We start from the raw sequence: 22,134 nt of genomic DNA, 5'->3' as shown, positions 1-22,134 counted from the left end.
TGCTGATGGAAATACAGACCAATAAGCACATATAAGAATACTAAACCGAAAAATTTCATAAATCACAAATATCTGATGAAAGGCTTCCTAGTACTGGTTATAAGTGTTTTAACCCTGAACACAAGTTGGGCATCTGACAAACCCGTGGAAAAAAATGTTACGATTGTTACCGCAAATAATTCACCCAGGATAAAGTACGGCACCGAAAAGCTTACCAATGCTTTGCGCACTGCAGGTTATAAGGTGGTGGTTTCAGCCGATCTGAAGCCATCTGCTACCGGCACTACCATTGTGGCCGGTAACTTTAACGATGCGCTTCTGAAAAAAGCAGTAGCCAGCTTACGCCTCACACCCGATACAACGGGTAAGGAAGGCTTTTCAATAAAGGGAAATGCCAAGGCAATAATTATAGCCGGTACCGATGCCTCAGGTACCTTGTATGGTTGTATGGAACTGGCCGAACAGGTAGCGAATAACAAAATACTTCCCGCCAGTTTATCATTGACCGACAAACCCGAAATGGTTTTGCGCGGAACCTGTATAGGTGTACAAAAGCCTTACTACTTACCTGGCAGAACGGTTTATGAATATCCTTATACACCTGAAACATTTCCCTGGTTATATGATAAGAATCTTTGGGTACAGTACCTCGATTCACTGGTAGCCAACCGTCTGAACTCATTGTATTTGTGGAACGGCCACCCCTTTGCATCGCTGGTGCGTACAACAGAGTATCCATATGCAGTAGAAGTTGATGATGCTACCTTTAAAAAGAATGAAGAGTTATTTGCCTTCCTCACTGCCGAAGCTGACCGCCGCGGTATTTGGGTAATACAAATGTTCTATAATATCATTGTATCGAAGCCATTTGCCGAAAAGCATAATATGAAAACGCAGGACCGTAACCGGCCAATCATTCCATTGATTGCCGATTACACGCGTAAATCAATAGCCGCTTTTGTGGCCAAATATCCAAACGTAGGATTGATGGTGGCATTGGGTGAAGCCATGGAAGGGGTAGGGCAGGATGATGTGGATTGGTTTGTTAAGACCATTATCCCCGGTGTGCAGGATGGGTTGAAGATCCTGGGTAAGAAAGATGAGCCGCCGATCGTATTGCGTGCACACGATACCGATGCTCCCCGTGTAATGAAGGAAGCGTTGCCTATTTATAAGAATTTATATACCGAAGCAAAGTTCAATGGGGAAGCGCTTACTACTTATGAACCACGCGGGCCCTGGGCCGAACTGCATCGCAGCTTAAGCCGTATTGGAACTGTACAAATAGAGAATATTCACATCCTGGCTAACCTCGAACCTTTCCGTTACGGTTCACCCGACTTTATACAAAAATGCGTGCAGTCTATGCACTCTATCATGGAAGCGAATGGACTGCACCTGTATCCCCAGGCTTCTTACTGGGATTGGCCATATACAGCCGATAAAAGTACACCCCGTTTACTGGAAATTGAGCGCGACTGGATCTGGTATAGAACATGGGCGCGTTACGCCTGGAAAAGCAATCGCGATCGTAACCAGGAAATTGATTTCTGGTCGGGCAGCCTGGCCTCCAAGTTTGGTTGTACACCAGCGCAGGCAAAGAACATTGTAGATGCGTATGAGCACTCCGGTGAAATTTCGCCCAAGATATTAAGACGTTACGGTATTACCGATGGTAACCGCCAAACTATGACTTTGGGTATGTTGATGACCCAGTTAATTGACCCCAAGCGTTTTGGTTTGTTTACCTTATTATATAATAGTGAAAGTCCGCTCGGTGAAATGATCATCGAGTATGCCGATAAAGAAGCGAACAAAATTCCGCACGTGGGCGAAACGCCAACACAGGTAGCCGATGAAATAATAGTGCATGGGTCAAATGCGGTAGCGTCTATTGAAAAGGCGGCGCCTTATGTAACCGCCAATCGCGAAGAATTCAACCGCCTGAAGAATGATATGTATTGTTATCAGTCGATGGCGCAGTTCTATGCCTGGAAGGCAAGAGCGGCTATACAGGTGTTGAAATTCAAATATTCAAATAATGTGGCCGATTTGGAACAGGCAGTTCCATTATTAGAAAAAAGTGTCAGGTATTTTTCCGACCTTGCGGCGCGTACCGATACTACGTACCTGTATGCTAACAGTATGCAAACGCAGCAAAGAAAGATACCGGTAAATGGAAAAAATGCAACGAACAAGACCTGGGTTGAATTACTACCGTTCTATCAACGTGAGTTAGACAATTTTAAAAAGCATATTGAAGTATTGAAGAAGCAGGGTGCAGGCCATGGCATTGCTAGTTTAAAGCCATTGAAGCCGGCGCCGGTTCAAATATTAACAGAGAACATCAAAACATATGTGGTACAAAAGAATGCACAGGTGTGGCCCGATGTTACTGTGGTGATCAATGACCTGCCGGCATTATTGACAGGCTTGCAGGGTGTGCAATACAGTCAGAGCCGTCAAATGGTAGAAGGAACTTCATTGACGTTTACAACAACAAAACCGGTAAAATTCCTGGTGGGTTATTTTGCAGAAAAGAACAGTGCGTATTTACCAGAGCCTACTTTAGAGATCGACGCAAGCGCCGATGACTTTAAGCAGGCCGAAACAAAAGTGGCAAATGCGATAGCAATAGAAGGATTCCCTGCAATAAACATACATTCATTTTCGTTTCAAGCCGGGACACATACACTTACTTTAGGAAAGGGTTCCTGCTTATTATTAGGCTTTATAAGTGATAATGATCCACTCCCCACCGTAGATGCGGGGCTTGGCGTTACAGAAAACGCCGGTGCGTTGGATTGGTTATTTGAAAAGTAACCATAACAACTACAACGATTGCTGCCAACGTACAAAGAGATGCATTATTGTATTAAATAATCGTTTCTACATATTGTAAAAAACCGATATGGCTTGCCATAATGATATGGCTATGCGCATATCGCAAGTATATATCAATGGGATGTACTTATTATTATAGTTATATGGGTAACTCCGTATAAAATAGTAATATGTTCCATCTTTTTAGGAAGAAAAGACATTGTTTCACCAGGCCTATGGCCGTTTCTTGTGATCTATTATGCAATATCCGGAAAACCAAAGTCCTCCCCAACTCTTTACGCGTAGGCTTGTACGTAGGTCCTTGGTTATAATTAGCTCCTCTCAATTGTTAAAACATAAATCTTAAACAACTGTTGTATGATTGGAAAACCGTCGTCCTTGAAATGCCTGATGGCGTTTTTTTTGCTACTTTTCTGCACCAGCCTGATTGCGCAGGAAAGAGTTGTTACAGGGAAGATCAAAGACCCGTCGGGAAATCCGTTACCCGGGGTTAACGTAAATGTGTGGGGCACTCGAGTAAGTGTTACCGCCGATGTAGCAGGAACTTTCCGTATTCCTGTTGCCTCAGAAAATTCAGTTCTTGTATTCACTTTCGTTGGCTTCTTACAAAAAGAAGTAAAAGTTGGAAGCGAAACTGAAATTAATGTTGCTATGACTTACGACAATGCCGACCTCGACCAGGTGGTAGTAGTAGGTTATGGTACTACTAAAAGAAGAGACCTTACCGGTTCGGTTTATTCTATAAAACCCGGTCAGGTAACTGCAACGCCTACCTTTAATGCTGGTGAAGCATTACAGGGTAGAATTCCTGGTTTGGATATCAACCGTACTGGCGGTAACGCCGGCGCCGGTATAACTATCCAGCTCCGTGGTAACAGAACCTTAAGTGGTACTACCAACGGTATGACAGGTGCTAACAGTGCTCCATTGGTAGTTATCGATGGTTTTCAGGGTGGAAACCTTTCTGACCTGAACCCCAACGATATTGAGTCGGTAGAAGTATTGAAAGACGCTTCTGCAACCGCCATTTATGGATGGATGGGTGCCAATGGCGTAATCCTCGTTACCACTAAAAGGGGTAAAGACCGTCCTAAAGTTTCGTATACCGGTTTTTATGGCGTGAATGGTATTCCTCAATATCCCAAATTACGTATGGGCGAAGACTATACAAACTTCAGACGTGAAGCCTATCGCGCAGCAAATAAGGAACTATTACCTGCCAGTGATGACGTGCTGTACGATGCTGCTGAAATTGATGCATACAAGGCAGATAAATGGATTGACTGGTATGACCAGATCAACAGGACTGGTAAACAGCAAAGCCATTCAATTTCTATTCAGTCTGGCGGCGATAAAACCAAAGTATTTTTATCTGGTGGCTATTATAAAGAAGAAGGTATTTTACGTGGAAACGATTTCACCCGTTACAATACCCGTTTGAACTTTGACCAGCGCATCAGTAATTCTTTTAAAGCCGGTTTATATACGCAGTTAACCTGGACCAATACAAATAACCGTAAAGACCCTATGTCACAGGTAAACGGTATGACGCCGTTGGGAGATGTGTATACCGATGCTGGTTTAATTAACCTGTTTCCTTTAGCAAAAGCTAATACTAAAATAAACCCGTTAACAGATGAGCGTCCGGGTGCTTTTAAAGATAATAGGATAGCAGGCAACGTTACTACCAACGCTTATATTGAATATGCACCTATCACTGGTTTAACATTCAAGTCAAGTTTTGGCGCCACGCTCGGGTGGAGCAGAAGAGGTCAGTTTAAAGATTCGCTCACGCTTGATCAATTTACCAAACCAAATGGAAACATTGCCCAGATAGACAATGGTTTGAACCGTTTTTATAACTGGGATAATGTTATTACGTACAATAAAAAAATTGCCGAACATAATATAACTGTTCAGGCTATTTCCAGTATCACCCGTTCTGATGATGAAACTTCATCTTTGACTGGTAGAAGATCACCATTGTCTTCGTATGAGTTTTATAATCTTGGTGTATCGGAAACAAGTAGCCGTATTACAGGGTCAAATCTTACCAGAACTACCACTACTTCTTGGGCTGGTCGCCTTAACTATACATTTAAAGGCAAATACCTGTTAACGGCTTCACTCCGTGCAGATGGTGTGTCGCGGTTGGCAGACGGTAATAAATGGGATTACTTCCCATCTGCCGGTTTAGGCTGGAACATTCACCAGGAAGATTTTATGCGTGATTTCTGGTTTGTAAATAACCTGAAGCTGAGAGCTACCTATGGTGTGGCAGGTAATGCCTCGGTACAGCCATATGGTACGCAAAGCCTTGTGCTTTTTCAAGGTACTACAATAGGTAATGTGGTAACGCCCTCATCATTTTATTTGCCAACTAGCGCTCAATATGGTCTTTTACCAAATAAAGCGCTGGGTTGGGAAAAAACCGGAACGGTTAACTTAGGTCTTGATTTTGCTTTGTTTAAAAGCCGCATTTTTGGTAGCATAGATGCGTATAAATCAACAACCACCGATATTCTGTATTTACGCCCGCAGCCTCAGTCTACCGGTTTTTCATATACATGGGAGAACATAGGTGAATCTGAAAATAAGGGTATTGAACTTTCTTTATCATCAGTGAATGTTAGCCAACGTGACTTCAAATGGACCAGCACATTAACGTATACAGTTGCAAGAGAAAAACTCACCAAGCTCACAGATGGTAAGAACATTATTAAAGACGAAACCAATGCATTGATAATCGGTAAGCCCATCAGTGCCATTTACAGCTATGAAAAACTGGGTATCTGGCAAAATGATGACAAAGCATTAGCCAGTCGTTACAAGGTAGGTGGCTATACATATGTGCCCGGTGACATCAGGGTGGCTGATTTGAATGGTGATTCATCTATCGATCAAACGAACGACCGTCAATACCTGGGTGCACAGGTTCCAAAATGGTTTGCCGGTTTGCAAAACACCTTCACCTATAAAGGATTTGAGTTGGGTATTTATGTGATAGCCCGTTTTGGTCAAACCATCAATGCCGAATTCTTGGGGTCACGTTATAATGTAAATGGAACAGGTAACGGTATCGCATCATTCAATTACTGGACACCTGAAAACCCAACCAATGATTTCCCCCGTCCACGTGCGGGTGTAGCAAACGTTTCTGCTTATCCTGGTTATACCGGTTACAACTCTTTGAGTTTTATTGATGGATCGTTTATAAAATTAAAAACAGTAACTCTGGCGTATACACTGCCTGCATCGATCACCAGAAAAGTGTTTTCTGAAAAGATCCGCCTGTATGCAACCGGTAATAATATCTGGACAAAAGCAAAGAGTCATTTCTTAAAGGATTATGATCCTGAAAGAGGCGGTGGTGAAACAACGCCTTTAACCCGCCAGTTTGTATTTGGCGCAAATGTGGATTTCTAATTAATTCTTTATTCTAAAATGATCAATGATTAGTACAATGAAAAAAATAACCAAATTATCATATGCAGTGGCGGTGGCTGCAATCCTTGGCACCTCCTGTAATAAACTCGATGAATTTAACCCCTCCAATACAACTGGTGACGCTATATGGGCTACCCCCGAAGGTTTTACAACCCTGGTGAACGGCGCTTACAGGGATATTCATACATTATATGGCACTGAACCTGGTTTATCGTTAGGAGAGGTTGGAACTGATCTGTGGATAGGCAACGGGGGAAATGTACCTAATCCGTATTACACGTATGCGGGATTAGTGCCCTCACACGGTACCCTTTCAGAAACATGGAGAAATTTATGGAATGGTATAAATATGTGTAACACAGGTATTGCAAATGTTGATAAAGCGGGGTTCATAGATCAAAAAGAGAAGGCAATACGCCTGGCTGAGTTGCATTTTATGCGGGCGCTTTATTATTATCATTTGGTTGAACAATGGGGCGGCGTTATGTTGCGTACCGAGCCTACTACTGAACCTAAGTATACGGCTGAGCGTAGCAACCCGGAGGCGTTTTATGACCTTATGATCAGTGACCTGTTGTTTGCAAAGGAAAATTTACCGAAAGACTGGGGTGCTGATGCCGCCAAGTCGGAATACGGGCGCGCTTCTAAAAAGTCGGCTGCTGGTTTGCTGGCCAGGGTATATTTAACCCGGGCTTCCTATTCAACCGGCGGTGATGCCGCAGCCTGGTACACAAAAGCAAAGGATGCAGCATTGGATGTGATCAATAATTATATAGCCTATGGTTGCGAACTATATAAAACGCCTGCTGATCTTTGGAATCCCAACAATAATAAGCTCAATAAAGAGAGCTTGTTCTCTGTTACTTATTCGGTGACCAATGTGACCTGGAGCTATAACTCCACCAATGGTAACCGTATGTATAAATGGTTTGCTACAAAATACAATGGCTATCCTGGCCTCACTATGGATATAAAATATGGTCATGATGGCGATCAGAAGGCAATGCCTACCTGGCACCTGCTCGATCTGTTCGATGAAACCAAAGATGCAAGGTATGACGCTACGTTCCAGGAAAAATGGTTCGCGAACGTAAAGAGTTATCCGTGGAAGGCGACTGATACATCAGCCTTTCTCAAGAACTGGGCAGATGTTAATGGTAAAACGGTCGATACGCTTAGTTTAGCTATGCACATCACCAAGGGAGTGATAGGCAGTAGTGAGGATAAGAGAAAAATCCCATATGTAACATTTGATCGTAATGATACCTATGATAACCCTGTTCCAGGTACGCCGGCCAAGCTCAATTCCGATCCGCTCAAAAGGAAATTTTTTGTTTTCATGAAAAAGTTCCTGGACAACACACGTCCGTTAGCAACTACATCTGGCGGATGGAACGATGTATTTGCGATCCGTTTTGCGGAAATGTATTTTATCGCAGCGGAAGCTTTCCACAAACTGGGTGATAATGCCAGCGCAGCGACTTATATCAATGTAATAAGAGATAGGGCTAAGAAGCCGGGAGCTACAGACTTCCTGATCGATGCCAGCAAGGTTAACATGGATTTCATCCTCGATGAAAGAGCCCGTGAATTTTGTGGCGAGCAGCTGCGCTTTTATGATCTGAAGCGTGTTTTCCGTGGCGAGGATTTTGCTAACTATATTAAGACGTACAATCCGGATATTACAGTTGTTACAAAATACCACCGTTTGCGCCCTGTTCCGCAGGCAGAAATGGACGCATTGCTGAACTCAGCTGAGTTCAAACAAACTGAAGGATATAATTAGTAGAAGATCGCTTTTTAAATAGTTACTTATCCCTTGAAAATGTGTAATCCGTAACCCGGGAGCTTAACCGCTTCCGGGCCAGGATGAAAAAACGAAACAACCCGTTCAACACATAAAAGAGTTTTCGATCTAGTAACCTTTAAGTCATGGAAGAAAAAGGTCCTCCCGATATTTCGGGGGGATTTTTCGTTTTACGGGTACCGTGACGAAATGAATTTGGGTATTTGAAAACAACAAGGGAAGCCTTTCTCTTTTTTAAGTATAGGAGTAGTCCAATTTGTTTTAGTGAAACTGGGTGTTAATAAATATTACTATATCTGTTTTATATAGTGCTTTATGTGCCGCCAGGCGGCGTCAAAGTAACACCTCTAAAAAAATAATATAATTTATGAGTTTTTTATATTCTAATATGATTATGCTATTTCTATTGTTTCATTCTTTTGCAGCCTTTTCGCAAAAGAACAATAAAATAAATAGAAGAAGTGCTAGATTGTTTAAGTATCATTTAAATATTTTGGACTCTGCAGCTAAAAGATATACTAGCAATACGGTACCCTGCTGTAGTTCTTCAATAGCCTTTTTAGTGGAGCACTCAAATGTAAAAGTTCTTGCGGATGGAACATTTCATGGATACTTATTTTTTACAAAGTCGGAATTGAGTCAATGGCATAAATGGTATGATGAAAAGATAGCAAAGAGATAGAATTGATGTGTCGAATATTAAAATCAATAATAACGTCTCGTACTGGTTTAATAATGGCGGTAGTTATAGTGAAAAATTCCCGGTTCCTGTAAGCAGTATACTGGATGCATTTTCAGGCAATCCGTCAATGATAGGAAAGGGGATCACAAATGCGGGTATCTCAATCCCCACCTTGTTAGGTGACCTGGAGAACTTCAGAACGCGAACAGATAACGTTGACGTACCATGGGCGTATATAAACTGGATCTTCTTCGATGAGCAGTTCAAGTATGCAGGCGGCGGTTTTGAAAAGGTAGGAGGTAATGGAATTGTTAAAGATCATTCGCGGTTGGCCAAGTGCAATATTCCTCAAATGGATTTCAAAAAAGCGTTTCAGTAGGTTTCGGAGGCCAGGTAAAGGAAGGGTGAACCACACGTAAAACTGTTGGGGGGCATGGTAACTGAAAAATAAATAATACTATGAATAAAAAGAATGTATATTTTTCCCTTGTACTTGTCTGTCCCTTAATTGCGTGCGGGCAACCGGCAATAGTTAATGACTGTCAAAAAGTGAAATATGGAACTTTCTATTATTACCCGCCAAAAGCAAACGATGAATTTGTTATTATTCGTGGCAAAGATCTTCAAACAGAAATAGATTCTAAAACAAAGGATACATTTTTTTGGCAACTTAAGTGGAAGAATGACTGTGAGTTGAATTTAAAATTTATTCGTAAAAGCGGACAGATCTCTGATGACGAAAAGGCTTTTTACAATAAACATGTCAGCGTAGTACAGATATCGAAGGTTTCGAAACAGTATTATGTTTATAAAGGCGGGTTGGATTCAATCGAAAGCATAAATCCTTTGAGCGATACGATTTGGTTCAAACCAAGAATCAAATAATAGACATCAATTGAAAAATCGGAGCCCCTTAACTCCGACAATGGTGGAGCTCGGTTGAGTTTCATACATGTTGTCAAAAATTAAAAGATGCTGTCTTGGAATTATTTTTAGACAGCATCTTTTCTTAGAAAGGTCCGTTAGGGCAGTATACGCAGGCAATTACCATTTGCCCAACACCCATTTGCCGGGGAGTATAGCAATGGCAATATCCAGGTCGGCCACTAAGCCGAAGGTTAAAAAGAAATGGCGTTTTGCGCTCGATGTGGGTCTTTTCTGTGCTGTTTATGCAGCAGGTAGTACAGGCGCAAACTGATTATCGCAGGTTCTGTTGAATCGGTTATTGTAGGTGGCTTGCCCAATAAACTGAAGCATATGTTCAAGGCGATGGATGTAATTCCTTTTTAAATGTTAGGGGTGTCAAATCTTACCTATGACTTAAATGGTAATATTTTAAGCCAGTCCCTAATGGAGTTGTTAAAGATCATGCTTTGGTGAATGTACCTTCTCTGAAAGCACCCAAGAACGGCTACGTTTTTGTATATTGTAGCAATGAGAGCCAGCATAATGTTTACTTCGATAATTTGCAGGTGTTTCATAATAGGGGAACAATTCTGGAAGAGACGCATTATTACCCGTTTGGATTAACGATGGCGGGGATAAGCTCGAAGGGGTTCAACGTACAGGAAAATAAGTTTGAAAAATTTAATAGTGCTGAATTTAATACTGATCTAGATTTAAATCAATATGAATTTTTCTACAGAACCTATGGTCCACAAATCGGATACTGGCATGGCTAGATCCAAAACCATTGAGATCGATAAGTTTATATGCAGGAATGGCTAATAATCCGGTGAAAAATATTGATTTTTTAGGAGATACAACTATCTATTATGCTATGGGTACAAGCAGGACAATTGGACAAATTAATAATAGCGGCGGTATACAACGTATTCAGGTAAGTGAACAAGCTTGGGATATATTTAATGAAGTATTGGGTGAAGAAGGGACGAGCATCTCGGAGATAAATGAAAATGTTGTATGTGCTAATTATACGGTTGATCGTTTTAATGGGGCACTCGATATTGCCGAAAATATTTATGGAAGCAGGGGGGGTGGAAGAGAGCTTATATCAAGAGAAACCGGTGAGTTGTCATTAGCCTTTGAAGGTGATGTTAATTCTAAAAACCCTAAGATGCAATAGGGTCGCTAAATGTCAGAACTCATTTTGATAATGGAACAACGATTAATATCGGGAAATATGCAGCTGTTGGTGGACCTTGGGGAAATGGTACTCCCGAGAACGGTTCCTATACAGCCAACAATCTGCGTAATCGAAGTGATAATGCTGGAATGATTAGAAATGGTGTTGGATTTAGTATGGACTTAATCCCCAGATTCGCAACTGGAAGGACTGACTTGCGAGTACATCCTGATGGAAACTTATATGGTACATTAGGTTGTATAGGCTTACAAGGAACAGCAACGGAGTTAAGACAATTCAGAAATACGATGCGAGGTTACTTGCGAGTAAATGGCAGTATCAATGTTACTGTAAATATTAATGGAAATCCAAATAATAATGGTCGTGGCTCAAGAGCCAATACAAGCGGTATTAGAGAATAACAAAATGTTTAAATATGGTTAAGGGAAATATTTTATTTATATTTTTAAAAATAATTTCAATTGTTTGTTTTGCAAACCAGAATGTAGACTCTATAATTCATGATACTACTATCAATAGTAAGATCATATTAAGAAATAGCATCTCTATTGAGAAGAATTTGGGAGATGTAATGCCGAAGCTAAATAGTGATAAAGACTTACCGGATGTATACTTTAGAAATAAATCAGGTACTGAATATTTAAGGTTGGTATTTTTTCCGGGGGATGTTAATAATACAGTTAGCCTTTTTGAAGTGTCAAAAGCTGATTTAAGTAGTGCACCACTCAAAAGCTATCAAAGCGTCTTTCCCTATTTCTTGACAGAGAGTGGTATAAAACTCGGAATGACAATATCGGATGTTGTTGGCAAAAAGGGAAATCAATTTAAAAAGGCTTCGAAAGGGAAAATGATAGTTATAAAGTATAGCATCGATTATGAGGATAACCCCAAATTTTTGGCTGCTTATAATATGCCATTATATATTGCTGAATATACGTTTAAAAACGGCGTTTTGGTAAAGTTTATTTTTGGTTTTGAGTATCCATAGAAAAGAAATTGACGAGATAGTGCCCCTTAGATTTGGGGCGTTTACTTTATGTTTTAATAATTTAGTCTTAATGTTCAATAGGTTAAAAGCAAAGGCAATAACATCTTTTATAATTTTCATTCTCGTTTTCTTAAAGGATATTTTGGTGGGTTGGTATCACCTTATCCCGGCCAGAAGTAGACTGAACAGGGAAATAACCTGGTTTTTTATTCTTCCAATATCCTTGATAGGAGTGGTTTTAACTATAATTGTAATGCGATCAGCCTATTTAAGAAAGAGGAGCGAAGGGAAGCGCTTTTTTGATATAAATGTTTTGTTTGCTCTTCCTCTATTGCTGTACATTTCGCTGTTTGTTGTAATGGCGATAATAGCTATTTTGTATGAAATTTTTATATAGCAGTAAGTTTTTATGAGAAGCTATTAAGCATACATATTGCACCAACCAAAGGTTGGTGCAATATTTTTTAATACATATAAGAAGATTTAAAGGATGATATCCGTAAGGCAGCAGGAGTGTATTAATGTTCTATCTGTAACCCCAACAAATCAAATTGCTGCACCCCTTCAATCGTACTAACATCCCAGGGTTTTACTGTATCAACCGAAAAGACTATCCTTCCTTCCTTGTCTTCCTACTTCTTTAAAACCTCGCAATCAATAAAGCCTTCTTGCGGATAATGGCTGTTAGCGTTTAAGTCTTTGTCTGTCACAATTGGTACCTTCTCTTCCACAATGTGTAGTTTGCCCCACGCATCGGTAAAGGAGCATTCAACAAAACCGGGTTGATGATCGCTGATAAATTTGTTAATACTTATTTTTATCGATGGCATATTATCCAAATTGTTCTTCAACGTTAGCTAATATTTCGCAATCACAATGACCGCCCTTTTCCGCAAGCCAATCCAACACTTCCTGGCTGTTAGCAATGCCAGTTTGGTCGAGAAACGACTGGTTAAACGATTTGTGTCGTCACAGATAACAATGGAGTACGTGTAATGAGTTTAGGGTTTGATGGATTAACATGGGCTGCGATTCTGATCCGGCACATTACAATGATGCGTCCTGGCACCGTACCGAATTCAAAAATAATAGTCATCCGTACGGAATGGAGAAGATGCTATTACTTCTTTTACGTACGACTATTTTATAAAGGACCATTTAGGCAATGTGCGTATGGTGTTAACGGAGGAGCAAAAGCAGGATAAATACCCGGCGGCTACGCTGGAAGGCGACCTGGCAAATAGTGCGAGTGCTGTGTTTACTGAAAAAGATTTTTATGATATCAAAAGCGATTATATAGTAAACAAGTCGTCAGTAACCGGTTTAACTGATTATCATAATAACAACGGTAATCCCCCATACAACAATAATCAGTATAGTGATACTGCTGCCAATAGTGCAAAACTGTACAAATTGAATGCAGAAAGTAATAAAACGGGGCTGGGTATAACGCTAAAGGTAATGGCCGGCGACCAGATTAATATTTACGGTAAATCCTACTGGTTTAATAATGGCGGTAATTACAGTGAAAAGTTTCCGGTTCCTGTAAGCAGCATACTGGATGCATTTCTAGGTAATCCGACTATGATAGGAAAGGGGATCACCAATGCCGGCATCTCAACCCCCACCTTATTAGGTGATCTGGAGAACTTCAGAACCCGTACCGATAACGTAGATGCACCCTGGGCGTATATAAACTGGATCTTCTTTGATGAGCAGTTTAAGTATGCCGGTGGTGGATTTGAAAGGGTAGGAGGTAATGGAGTTGTTAAAGATCATTCACTGGTGAATGTCCCTTCCCTGAAAGCACCCAAGAACGGCTACGTTTTTGTATATTGTAGCAATGAAAGCCAGCATAATGTTTACTTCGATAATTTGCAGGTGTTTCATAACAGAGGGCCGATTCTGGAAGAGACGCATTATTATCCGTTTGGGTTGACGATGAGTGGGATAAGTTCGAAGGCGGCTGGTGGTGTGGATAATAGGTATCGCTTTAATAGGGGGACTGAATTAAATACAAGCTTCGGTATCAATCTTTATGAAACTAAATTCAGAGGGCTAGATCCTCAGATAGGAAGATTTTTGCATGTTGATCCCTTGGCTGATATGTCTTTGGAGTACTCTCCTTATGTTTACGGAAATAATAATCCAATATTACTAAATGACCCAACTGGATTATCTTCAGATAGCTCAAAACCTACATTGTTACAAACGGTCATTGTAACATCAAAAAAAGGATTGGAGAACGCAAGAAATTGGTTCTCGGGGGCTGATGTTGGTTACACTGGTTCAGGTTGGGGCCATGGCCCAAGAAGATTCCTGGCTGGGGCAACGGGACTTGGAAATACTGCAAGTAATTTATTTGAATTGGGCCTGCATTCACAATTTCAGAGTAGGGAGGTTCGGTTTGTAGGTGGGCTATTGAATAAGATTAAGGCGGAACCTTCAATGCAAGCATTTAAAAATAAAATCATTCAAATCGTTAAAGCAGATAAAAGGTTTAGAGCAATCGGATTTATTAATAGGGGCAGTGAATATATCGAGTTCGGTGGTAACAGGGCACCGGCACCCATGAGTGAACAGTTCAAAGATCCATTTAATCCTGATTATGCAGCTACCTGGCAAGTTGCTACCAATGAAACAACTTGGGCTTTAAGACATGCTGCTGTGACATATTCGGCTATTGCAAAGACTGATGGGTCCATAATTATTGACTTTAATATAAGTGATACCTTTGATTTAAGGCCGGGTCAAGGTCATACAGACGATTATAATATGGTGACTGGTATAGTTGGCCCGGTTTATCATGATTTTTTTGGAGGGAACGATCAAATGAAAGTAACAGCTCATTGGCAGGAAACTGTAAAATAGAATTTATGAGAGTATGCTTAATAATAATATTGCTATTTAATGTCTTTACTTCCTGTAATTACAGGAAAAGAAGTGTAAAAAAAGAAGATTATTTTTATTTGGACGATGGAGGTTTAGATCTCAAAAGAATTCCATTAATAAAGCCTTATGAAGCCAAGAATGTTTTACCAGGTGAGTGGCGGATAGAACTCCAAACTCCACAACTTCTTGAGCTTTCTATTCACCATGTTAAAGAAATAAGTGTAATCGATAGTGTAATTTTAGTGCATGCGAAAGGGGAAGTATCATTAGGAGGCCATAATTGCAAGGAAGCTTGGTTTGTCTTGCTGCCTGGTGTAAGTAAGGAAAAGGGATTTTTAAAGGAAAAGGATTTCTTGTCTTTTTTGTCAGAAAGGAATATTAAGTTGCCTCAGCTACGAGAGGTAAATTCAGTTTATGATCAATTCAAAAGAGATAAAAAAATAGTATGGCAAACAGGGAAGTTTTAATTTGATTCTCCCCAACCTGGGAAAGTCTACCTGGTTGATTTTTTTTAGGCCGCTTTTTTTTATTAATGATCTATACTTTAAAGACGGTGGGGATGATAAATTTCTCCGCCATCTTTATTTTTCAAGCCCTATCAAAGCTGCTTGAAACCTAGGAACATCCATGAAGCCCACGTTCAACCCCTACTACCGATCGCACATACCCCAGAAAAAAATCTGTTATTGGTTGCAGTCATTTTTTAATTTTTAATCTTCTATCTGTAACTCCAACAAATCAAATTGCTGCACCCCCTCAATCCTATCAATGTCCCAGGGTTTTACTGTGTCAACTGTAACGATTATTCTTCCTTCCTGGTCTTCCCACTTCTTTAAAACTTCACAGTCAATGCCGCCTTCTTGCGGATAGTGACTGTTAGCGTCTAAATATTTGTCTGCAACAACTGGTATTTTTTCTTGCACTATGTGTTGTTTACCCCATGCATCGGTAAACGAGCATTCAACAAAACCGGGTTGATGATCGCTGATAGATTTGTCTATACTTATTTTTATCGATGGCATATTATTCAAATTGTTCTTCAACGTTAGCTAATATTTCGCAATCACAATGGCCGCCCTTTTCTGCAAGTCAACCCAGCACTTCCTGGCTGTTAGCAATGCCAGTTTGGTCGAGAAACGACCTGGTTAAACGATTTGTGTCGTCACAGTCATTTTCACTTAATTCGTTGTCCAAATAGTTAAATAGCTTTTTGAAACTATCTCTACTCATGGGCAAGCTATTTTCGAACTCTTCTTCCGCTTTTTTACGCAGATCGCTCAGGATTTGATTACGTCTATTCTTTTCAGATTTGTCAGGCATGATGTTTGGGATATCAGTTTGGGTTTGCTACTAACGCTCAATATACGTGACATTTTATTCAATGTGTAGTATGTACTTTTGGTGTTGACGCAATCACAATTACCTTTTTAGGAAATGCGCTTTAAATAGGGGTGATACTGGGCGCATCCATGGCACATCCCGCGTTCAACCATGGCTCATCTCCGGTTGAGGCCCGGCACACAATGGGTATATCTACGCTACATCTTTACTGTTGATGAAGATTTGAAACGGCTCATCCTGCTCCTAACTCTCCTTGTTACGTGTTTGCACAAATTGGCTTTCAATAAGTTTTCTAAATGCTTTTAGTGAGCGAGAACTGAATTGTATTAGGGTTAATGTCTGGGTAACGATCAATCAGCGAATGTGTGGTCCAGATGCGAAGTGAGCGTGGAGGCAGGTGTGCCAAGACGCAGTAACAGCAGGGCGAAAATATGGCATAAGTAGGGTATACCTTCAAGCCTAAGTTATTATAATAAGCCCCTACAGCTCAGCGCCCAGCCGCCTTATCAACCTTTCAACTTTTATCAACTTAATTCTTCCCTTGGAGCCTAAAGTTTATGCGGCAAAACCCATGTAATTCAAAAGCGAAGGCCGCGCTGAAGCCTCGTCAACTCGTCAACTTGTTAACCTGTCAACTCGCCAACTATTTCTCCCACCCATTTCCTGGCCTTCTCCCGACCTCATCCCACACTTGTCCCACACTTCTCCCGGTTTTTCCAACGTTTCATAGGAGAACCTGGGAGAATTCCGGGAGAAAGGCGGGAGGTGGGTGCCTCCAGGTCAGAACAAGGTGCGGAAGAGCCCGGGAGAAATGCCGTCTGGATTTACAGGTTCGCATTAACATTATCGTCGGTACCGGCATTGTAGTATACTTGTAGCCTGATGGTCTACATACTGTACGCGGACGCTACAGGGATCCTACAGGAACTGTACTGCTGCAAGGCAATTCCCAGGCAACTCTCAGACAACTCCCAGACAACTCTTAGGCAACTCCTACACAACTCCCTCACAACTTGTCTCGTCGTCCTGATATAACTATACACATGAAGAGTAAATCCTAAAGCAACTATACATAAGCAAGTGATAATCCTGATGTTGCTTTACAGGATCAGGTGCTTGTTGGCTATAGCGTTGTAGAATAATTTTGGTTATGGATGGTGATTCCTCTACAAAACTGAATTTCAAATCAGGTTGAAGAAGCTATATTGATATAAAAAGCATTATAGAATCCTTGTCAACTCGTCAACTTGTTAACTCGTCAACTTAAAACGTTGTACCTTCTTCGGGTTTCTTTTACCCTTAGCCGGGACATAGTTTACCCTTCTTCGCAAGTTGTTCGCAAATTTGCGAAGAAGACCCATAGCAGCCTCGAAGCAGGTACGAAGAATTTGCGAACAAAGATGAGTTTGGACCCAGTGTCTCGTCCGGAAATAGCTATACACGTGAAGAATAAATCCTGAAGCAACTATACATAGGTATGCGTATTGTAGACCCTCTTTATTTTGAAAACCGAAAAAACGCAGGTGACACACTGCTTTTCTTGCTCCCCTGTTGCTCCTCCGGTGCTCTTTACAGGCTGTTTGTTGCTCCCTGCTTGCTCCCCTGCTTGCTCCCTTGTTGCTATTTTACTGAGGTTGTAATAAGATTGCGGTTATCCCCTGTTGCTCCCCTGTTGCCCCGCAGGGGCAACGAAACCTTATTACAACCTTACTTTAACCTTAAGTCAACTGCTATTAACTGCGGGATGAGTTTGGGGAAAAAAACAATGTGTTTGATTTACGTGATGTGGCTGCTGTAGAGTTAAGTTCTTCGATCGTTCTTCGTTCTTGCTTCGCTTTTTGTTAACCCATTCTATACCTTTTTTCCAGTAAAACACTACCCATTTACTACCGTTTTACTACCATTTTCCCTATGACAGGGGGTAGTAAAAGGGTAGTAAAAAACTAGTTTTTCCCTATGAAAGAGGTAGTGTTTGGGTAGTAAAAGGGTAGCCAAAAGGTTAACGTAGAACGAACCAGGAACGAAGCCAGGTATATGAAGATTAAGGCAAGCGAACTTGATCATCATCAAGTTGATTTTGACACAAAGGGCAAGGTTTTTGGTGTATATAGGGGCTGCATTGAATGGATGTATGCATCGGGTTTAGATTCTATAACATATAGGTCCCCCAGGAAAACCGGAAAACCAATTTGTTACCCGGAAACCTTGAAACGAGTATTTAAAGCGTTCCCATAACGCTAAAGCTTCTTTGACATGTTGAGACATTTTAGAATGCTATTGCCTTTCTGCGGGACTGAGCAAAGGCATAGTTTACCCTTCTTCGCAAAATCTTCGCTGGTTTGCGAACAATGCTAACACATTCTAAGAAAAGTCTGTGGTTTTCAAAAGATCTGCCCCGCCAAAGGCAGATAATTCCCTTCTTATCTCAACATAAAAGCAATAGAGTTCAACAGTTTACTAAAGCTATGTATTATAATACGCGTTGTGTCTGCTGGTCAGTATATAACCGATAAGCGGCTTCATTAAGACTTGCCCGGGAGGAAGCCGTTAGGATACTTGCTATCATGGCCAATGCCAAAAACTGGTTTTCCGAGGCAATTTACAACTGCGTTACAAATGCTTTCACTGTTATATTGATAACCACAACCACGCAGCCAATTGACTGTGTGGTTGCTTTTTTATAAAGCACCTAAAAATTATACCCCACCCTAAACTTCACGGGCTGCGTTCTTGGCACCTGCTGATAGCTCAGCACATCCCACATCAATTGCAGTTTGGTCTTTTTAAAGAATTTGCTTTTTATAGAAATGATCTTGCTTATACCAACCAATCCGCTTTGTTGCCAGGAGGAAACATCCTTCCAGTTCATTGCTGATGTTGAAGATAAACTGTCGCCACTAATAGGTTGGTAATTATATTCAAAGCCGCCACTGGCGTAAAAGCTGCCTTTCAATTTTACATCCATGTACGAGCGAAGGCCCAAACCCTGTGTTGAAATAACAATGTTCTTAATGTCTTTTCCCCAACCCATTTTATAACTGGCGCCAACGCCAACCACGCTTTTGTCGGTGAGTTTATAACCTACACTCATACCCAGGTCGGTAGTGGTAGGAAAGAAATTGTTTTTGGCTGTTTGTATATTGGAGCCATATTCCAGGCGTTGCCAGAAGCTCTTTGTTCGTTGGTTATTGGGTTTGAAATCGGGCAGGTCCATATCGCCGCTGCCACTGCCGCCCAGTTTGTTTACTTTGTCTTTTAACTGGTTCAATTGCGATTGGGCGGCCTGTAAGTTTTGTTGCAAATACTGTTGTGCGTTAGGTCCGGCGCCCGATAGCTGCGACTGTATCTGTTGTTGCACCTGTGAGCGGGTTTGCAATCCGGCCAGGCTTTGGGGTGTACCGTAATTATCTGGTAATCTGAACAGGCTGGCCAGCTCACTGTTTTGCTTTATGAATTGGGTAAACGCGGGCAACTTGTTTAATAACGACAATCCTTTTTGAACCATCTTATCAGGATCGTTCAGCATTTCTTTATACTCTTTCAATTGCGCACTATAGTAATATGCCTCTTTGTTGAAATCGGTGAAGTCGTTCATGATGCCTTTGGGCACACTGCTGAATTTACTTAACGACGATTTTATTTGTTGCTTACGTTGCTGTATAAATGCTTTTACCTGCTCACTTTGCTGCAACCTCGATTGTAATTGGTTTACCTGCGAAACAGATCCTTTTAATTTATCGGTCACTTCTTTTCCCTGGCCCAGCATGGCATTGTTCTTATCGAGGAATGCCAGGCTCGTTTTCACCGAGTCGATCATGGGAATGTAGGCGCCGCTTCCTTTTTTAAGGGGTAAACTGTCGGTCCTTACTGCCGCCAGCATTTTACCGTATTGTGCATCCACATCGCCGAAAGTTTGCTCCGCAGCTGCAGAATCAACCTTAGCCATTTTCTTTTTTAACCGCTTTTCTCTTTTGGCCAAACGCATTAGGTATTTCTCCGTTTGTTTGGTCAGGCGGTCTTCGATGTTTGCATATTTGTTCTGAACTTTATTTAAGAACGAGGTAGGAAAATTGATGATCTTATCTGCTACAGGTTCTTTTGCCTGCGCCAGAGATAATTGGCAAGTCAGTAAAAACAGTATGATCGAAAATAATGGTATCCGAATTGGTCTCATGAGCAGGCGTTAAGGATTAAGGCATTTTATGCCCTAAATTACCGAAGATTGGGGTTGCCTGCTTAAATTAGAACGGGTTTTTAATAACCGTGACAAATTAGCCCAAATTCGTGAAGATTGGGCGATAGGTGTGTAAGCCTAATAATAATAAATGAGAATAATAATATATCTGATATTATTTGCGCTTGCCGGATGTCTTACAAAAAAGACAAACAGGATTGCTGTTTAAATGGTTGAATTGCCGGTTAAAGTGAGTAGCGTAATCTTAAAATTCGTTATTAGAAAAACTGGCGATTCAACCAGTTGTGCTTTAACTAGTGAGATGTTAAGCACTGAACCCATTGTACATGTAAATTTTAATGAAATAATTTTCAAAAAAGGGTTCGATTACCCGGGGCATGTTTTACAAAATGATTCAGTGGTTAAGCGGGAATTCTATGCTGAGGTAATTCCTAAATAATCATCTTGCCAATATAAAAAAAGCCCCCGATATCGAGGGCCTTTTCGCTATATGAACTCGTTAACTATATTTCCATCTTATGCATCCCATGGTCATGCGCATCCCACTTATTGCTTTCCATAATGCTTTCGAGCCAGGCTTTGCCCTCGGGCATGTTTTCGGCCAGGCCTAATTGATGTATCAAATGCCAGCTGTTGATAATAGCTTCCTTATACCACGGCATTTCTTTCGATAAGGTAAACAGCTTTACAAAACCTTTCATGGGTTCTTTTTGCTGCAATAAATAATAGGCATGTTGCGCCCTGAAATGCGGACTGTAATAAAATTCATCACTGGCATTATCCCAGGTATCTTCATCTGTATCGGGGTGGCTTTGCAGCCAGTCGAGTGCGTACAGCGGTGAAGGTAAAATGTTGCCGTCGAACCCTACCAGTTGCATAAAGGTTAACGATATTTCTTCCCCTGTACGTGGCAATCTTTCTTTCAGTACTTCATTGTACAATTCATGCGCCGCTTCGGCCTTTCCTGTCATATGCAACACATCGGCACGTACGATCTTTGCACCAACATTTCCGGCATCGAGTACCAGGGCGTTATTGGCGCATTTGTCCGCTTCGGTATAATCGGTTAAAATAAAATGGGCTTTGGCTACAGCTGCCCAGTAATCGGCACTGTATTTATCATTCTCGTCGGCATGGGCATTGGCAATTTCCAGCGCCCGTTGCGGATAGCGGTCATCGGTGAACCGCTGTACTATCTGCCACAGCTTCAGGTCGTTGCCCATAAAACTGTCGAGAATGGAATATATAAGTCCGCGCCTGTCCGGCAGCGATTGTATTGTTTTCCAGTTTTCAAACTGTTCGGGAAATGCAGCTGCAAACCGCATTACCTCATCAGTTTCTTTATGTCGAAGTTGCAGGTCAACATTAACGCCGGGTTTCGACAAATACCGCGGTATTGTTGCCTGAAATTCCCGCTCAAAAGCTTCTTCCATGGTAAATCCTTGCTCGCTCATAGTGGCGGCAAATTAAGTAAACTTTATTAAACATGAGCTGGAACAGGAAATCTGAAAATTATCAGCTGTTGTTCACTATTCTTTTTCGGTAGGTATTTATTCATTTACCATTACTCATTATGTTTTATGCAACTTCAATTATAACACATCTGTTATTACATACGTGTTATCGAAAATTAATTATGACTCGTCAGTAGGTAACTATGACCCATCGGTAGCTGATTATATACATAAGTAGTCAATTATGACGCGTGCAGGAGAAACTTTGACTCGCATGTTTGTAAATGCTATATAAAAATGGCTACTTGTACGGCATAATTAATTATCGATAACTGATAATTTGCTATGAATGACGCATTGTAAACTACCGGTAGACC

At 41.1% G+C, this 22,134-nt stretch carries 13 protein-coding genes and 2 pseudogenes; 9 read left to right on the top strand and 6 right to left on the bottom strand.

Features of this window, described 5'->3' with window-relative positions; genetic code table 11:
* Positions 1–75: 75 nt before the first annotated feature.
* The 7 genes from GGD38_RS20005 (at position 76) to GGD38_RS19975 (ending at position 11,875) form a co-directional block, all read left to right on the top strand.
* Positions 76–2,823, top strand: a complete 2,748-nt coding sequence (locus tag GGD38_RS20005) for a hypothetical protein (protein ID WP_375302165.1) — start codon at positions 76–78, stop codon at positions 2,821–2,823.
* A gap of 399 nt (positions 2,824–3,222) precedes the next feature.
* Entirely contained in the window at positions 3,223–6,270 is a 3,048-nt protein-coding gene (locus GGD38_RS20000) for a SusC/RagA family TonB-linked outer membrane protein (RefSeq protein ID WP_375302164.1), read from the top strand.
* A gap of 37 nt (positions 6,271–6,307) precedes the next feature.
* A complete protein-coding gene (locus GGD38_RS19995; protein WP_375302163.1) occupies positions 6,308–8,077 on the top strand; it encodes a RagB/SusD family nutrient uptake outer membrane protein in 1,770 nt (589 codons plus the stop codon).
* A 710-nt stretch (positions 8,078–8,787) separates the two neighbouring features.
* Positions 8,788–9,159: a hypothetical protein gene (locus tag GGD38_RS19990; RefSeq protein ID WP_375302162.1), complete on the top strand. Its 372-nt coding sequence runs from the start codon at positions 8,788–8,790 to the stop codon at positions 9,157–9,159.
* Between the two features lie 80 nt (positions 9,160–9,239).
* The gene (locus tag GGD38_RS19985) at positions 9,240–9,665 is read left to right on the top strand and encodes a hypothetical protein (protein ID WP_375302161.1); all 426 of its coding nucleotides are present in this window, start codon (positions 9,240–9,242) and stop codon (positions 9,663–9,665) included.
* 835 nt (positions 9,666–10,500) lie between these two features.
* Positions 10,501–10,866: a hypothetical protein gene (locus tag GGD38_RS19980; protein WP_375302160.1), complete on the top strand. Its 366-nt coding sequence runs from the start codon at positions 10,501–10,503 to the stop codon at positions 10,864–10,866.
* Between the two features lie 436 nt (positions 10,867–11,302).
* Positions 11,303–11,875: a hypothetical protein gene (locus GGD38_RS19975; protein WP_375302159.1), complete on the top strand. Its 573-nt coding sequence runs from the start codon at positions 11,303–11,305 to the stop codon at positions 11,873–11,875.
* Positions 11,876–12,507: 632 nt separating this feature from the next.
* Here the strand turns inward: GGD38_RS19975 and GGD38_RS19970 are convergent.
* Together GGD38_RS19970 and GGD38_RS19965 are read right to left on the bottom strand one after the other, a co-directional pair.
* Positions 12,508–12,705, bottom strand: coding sequence for a hypothetical protein (locus GGD38_RS19970; protein WP_375302158.1), 198 nt, complete (start codon positions 12,703–12,705; stop codon positions 12,508–12,510).
* Position 12,706: 1 nt separating this feature from the next.
* Positions 12,707–12,823: pseudogene (locus GGD38_RS19965) on the bottom strand (DUF2695 domain-containing protein); the annotation flags it as partial.
* A 225-nt stretch (positions 12,824–13,048) separates the two neighbouring features.
* Here GGD38_RS19965 and GGD38_RS19960 point away from each other — a divergent pair.
* The gene (locus GGD38_RS19960; protein WP_375303739.1) at positions 13,049–14,746 is read left to right on the top strand and encodes an RHS repeat domain-containing protein; all 1,698 of its coding nucleotides are present in this window, start codon (positions 13,049–13,051) and stop codon (positions 14,744–14,746) included.
* Positions 14,747–14,751: 5 nt separating this feature from the next.
* A complete protein-coding gene (locus tag GGD38_RS19955) occupies positions 14,752–15,234 on the top strand; it encodes a hypothetical protein (RefSeq protein WP_375302157.1) in 483 nt (160 codons plus the stop codon).
* 243 nt (positions 15,235–15,477) lie between these two features.
* On the opposite strand, the gene GGD38_RS19950 is transcribed toward GGD38_RS19955, so the two are convergent.
* From GGD38_RS19950 to GGD38_RS19935, 4 genes and pseudogenes are all read right to left on the bottom strand, one after another.
* Positions 15,478–15,789, bottom strand: a complete 312-nt coding sequence (locus GGD38_RS19950) for a hypothetical protein (RefSeq protein WP_375302156.1) — start codon at positions 15,787–15,789, stop codon at positions 15,478–15,480.
* A 1-nt stretch (position 15,790) separates the two neighbouring features.
* A pseudogene (locus tag GGD38_RS19945) lies at positions 15,791–16,087 on the bottom strand (DUF2695 domain-containing protein).
* Positions 16,088–18,797: 2,710 nt separating this feature from the next.
* On the bottom strand, positions 18,798–20,282 hold the full coding sequence (locus GGD38_RS19940) for a hypothetical protein (protein ID WP_375302155.1): 1,485 nt from the start codon (positions 20,280–20,282) through the stop codon (positions 18,798–18,800).
* A gap of 524 nt (positions 20,283–20,806) precedes the next feature.
* Positions 20,807–21,757 (bottom strand): tetratricopeptide repeat protein, encoded by a 951-nt coding sequence (locus tag GGD38_RS19935; RefSeq protein WP_375303868.1) that lies wholly within the window; start codon positions 21,755–21,757, stop codon positions 20,807–20,809.
* Between the last annotated feature and the right edge of the window lie 377 nt (positions 21,758–22,134).

Origin of the sequence: Niastella sp. OAS944 (assembly GCA_024809215.1) — a bacterium.
Taxonomy (GTDB): Bacteria; Bacteroidota; Bacteroidia; order Chitinophagales; family Chitinophagaceae; genus Niastella.
The sequence above is the reverse complement of the archived record's forward strand: the minus strand, read 5'-3'. Positions and strand labels throughout refer to the sequence as shown.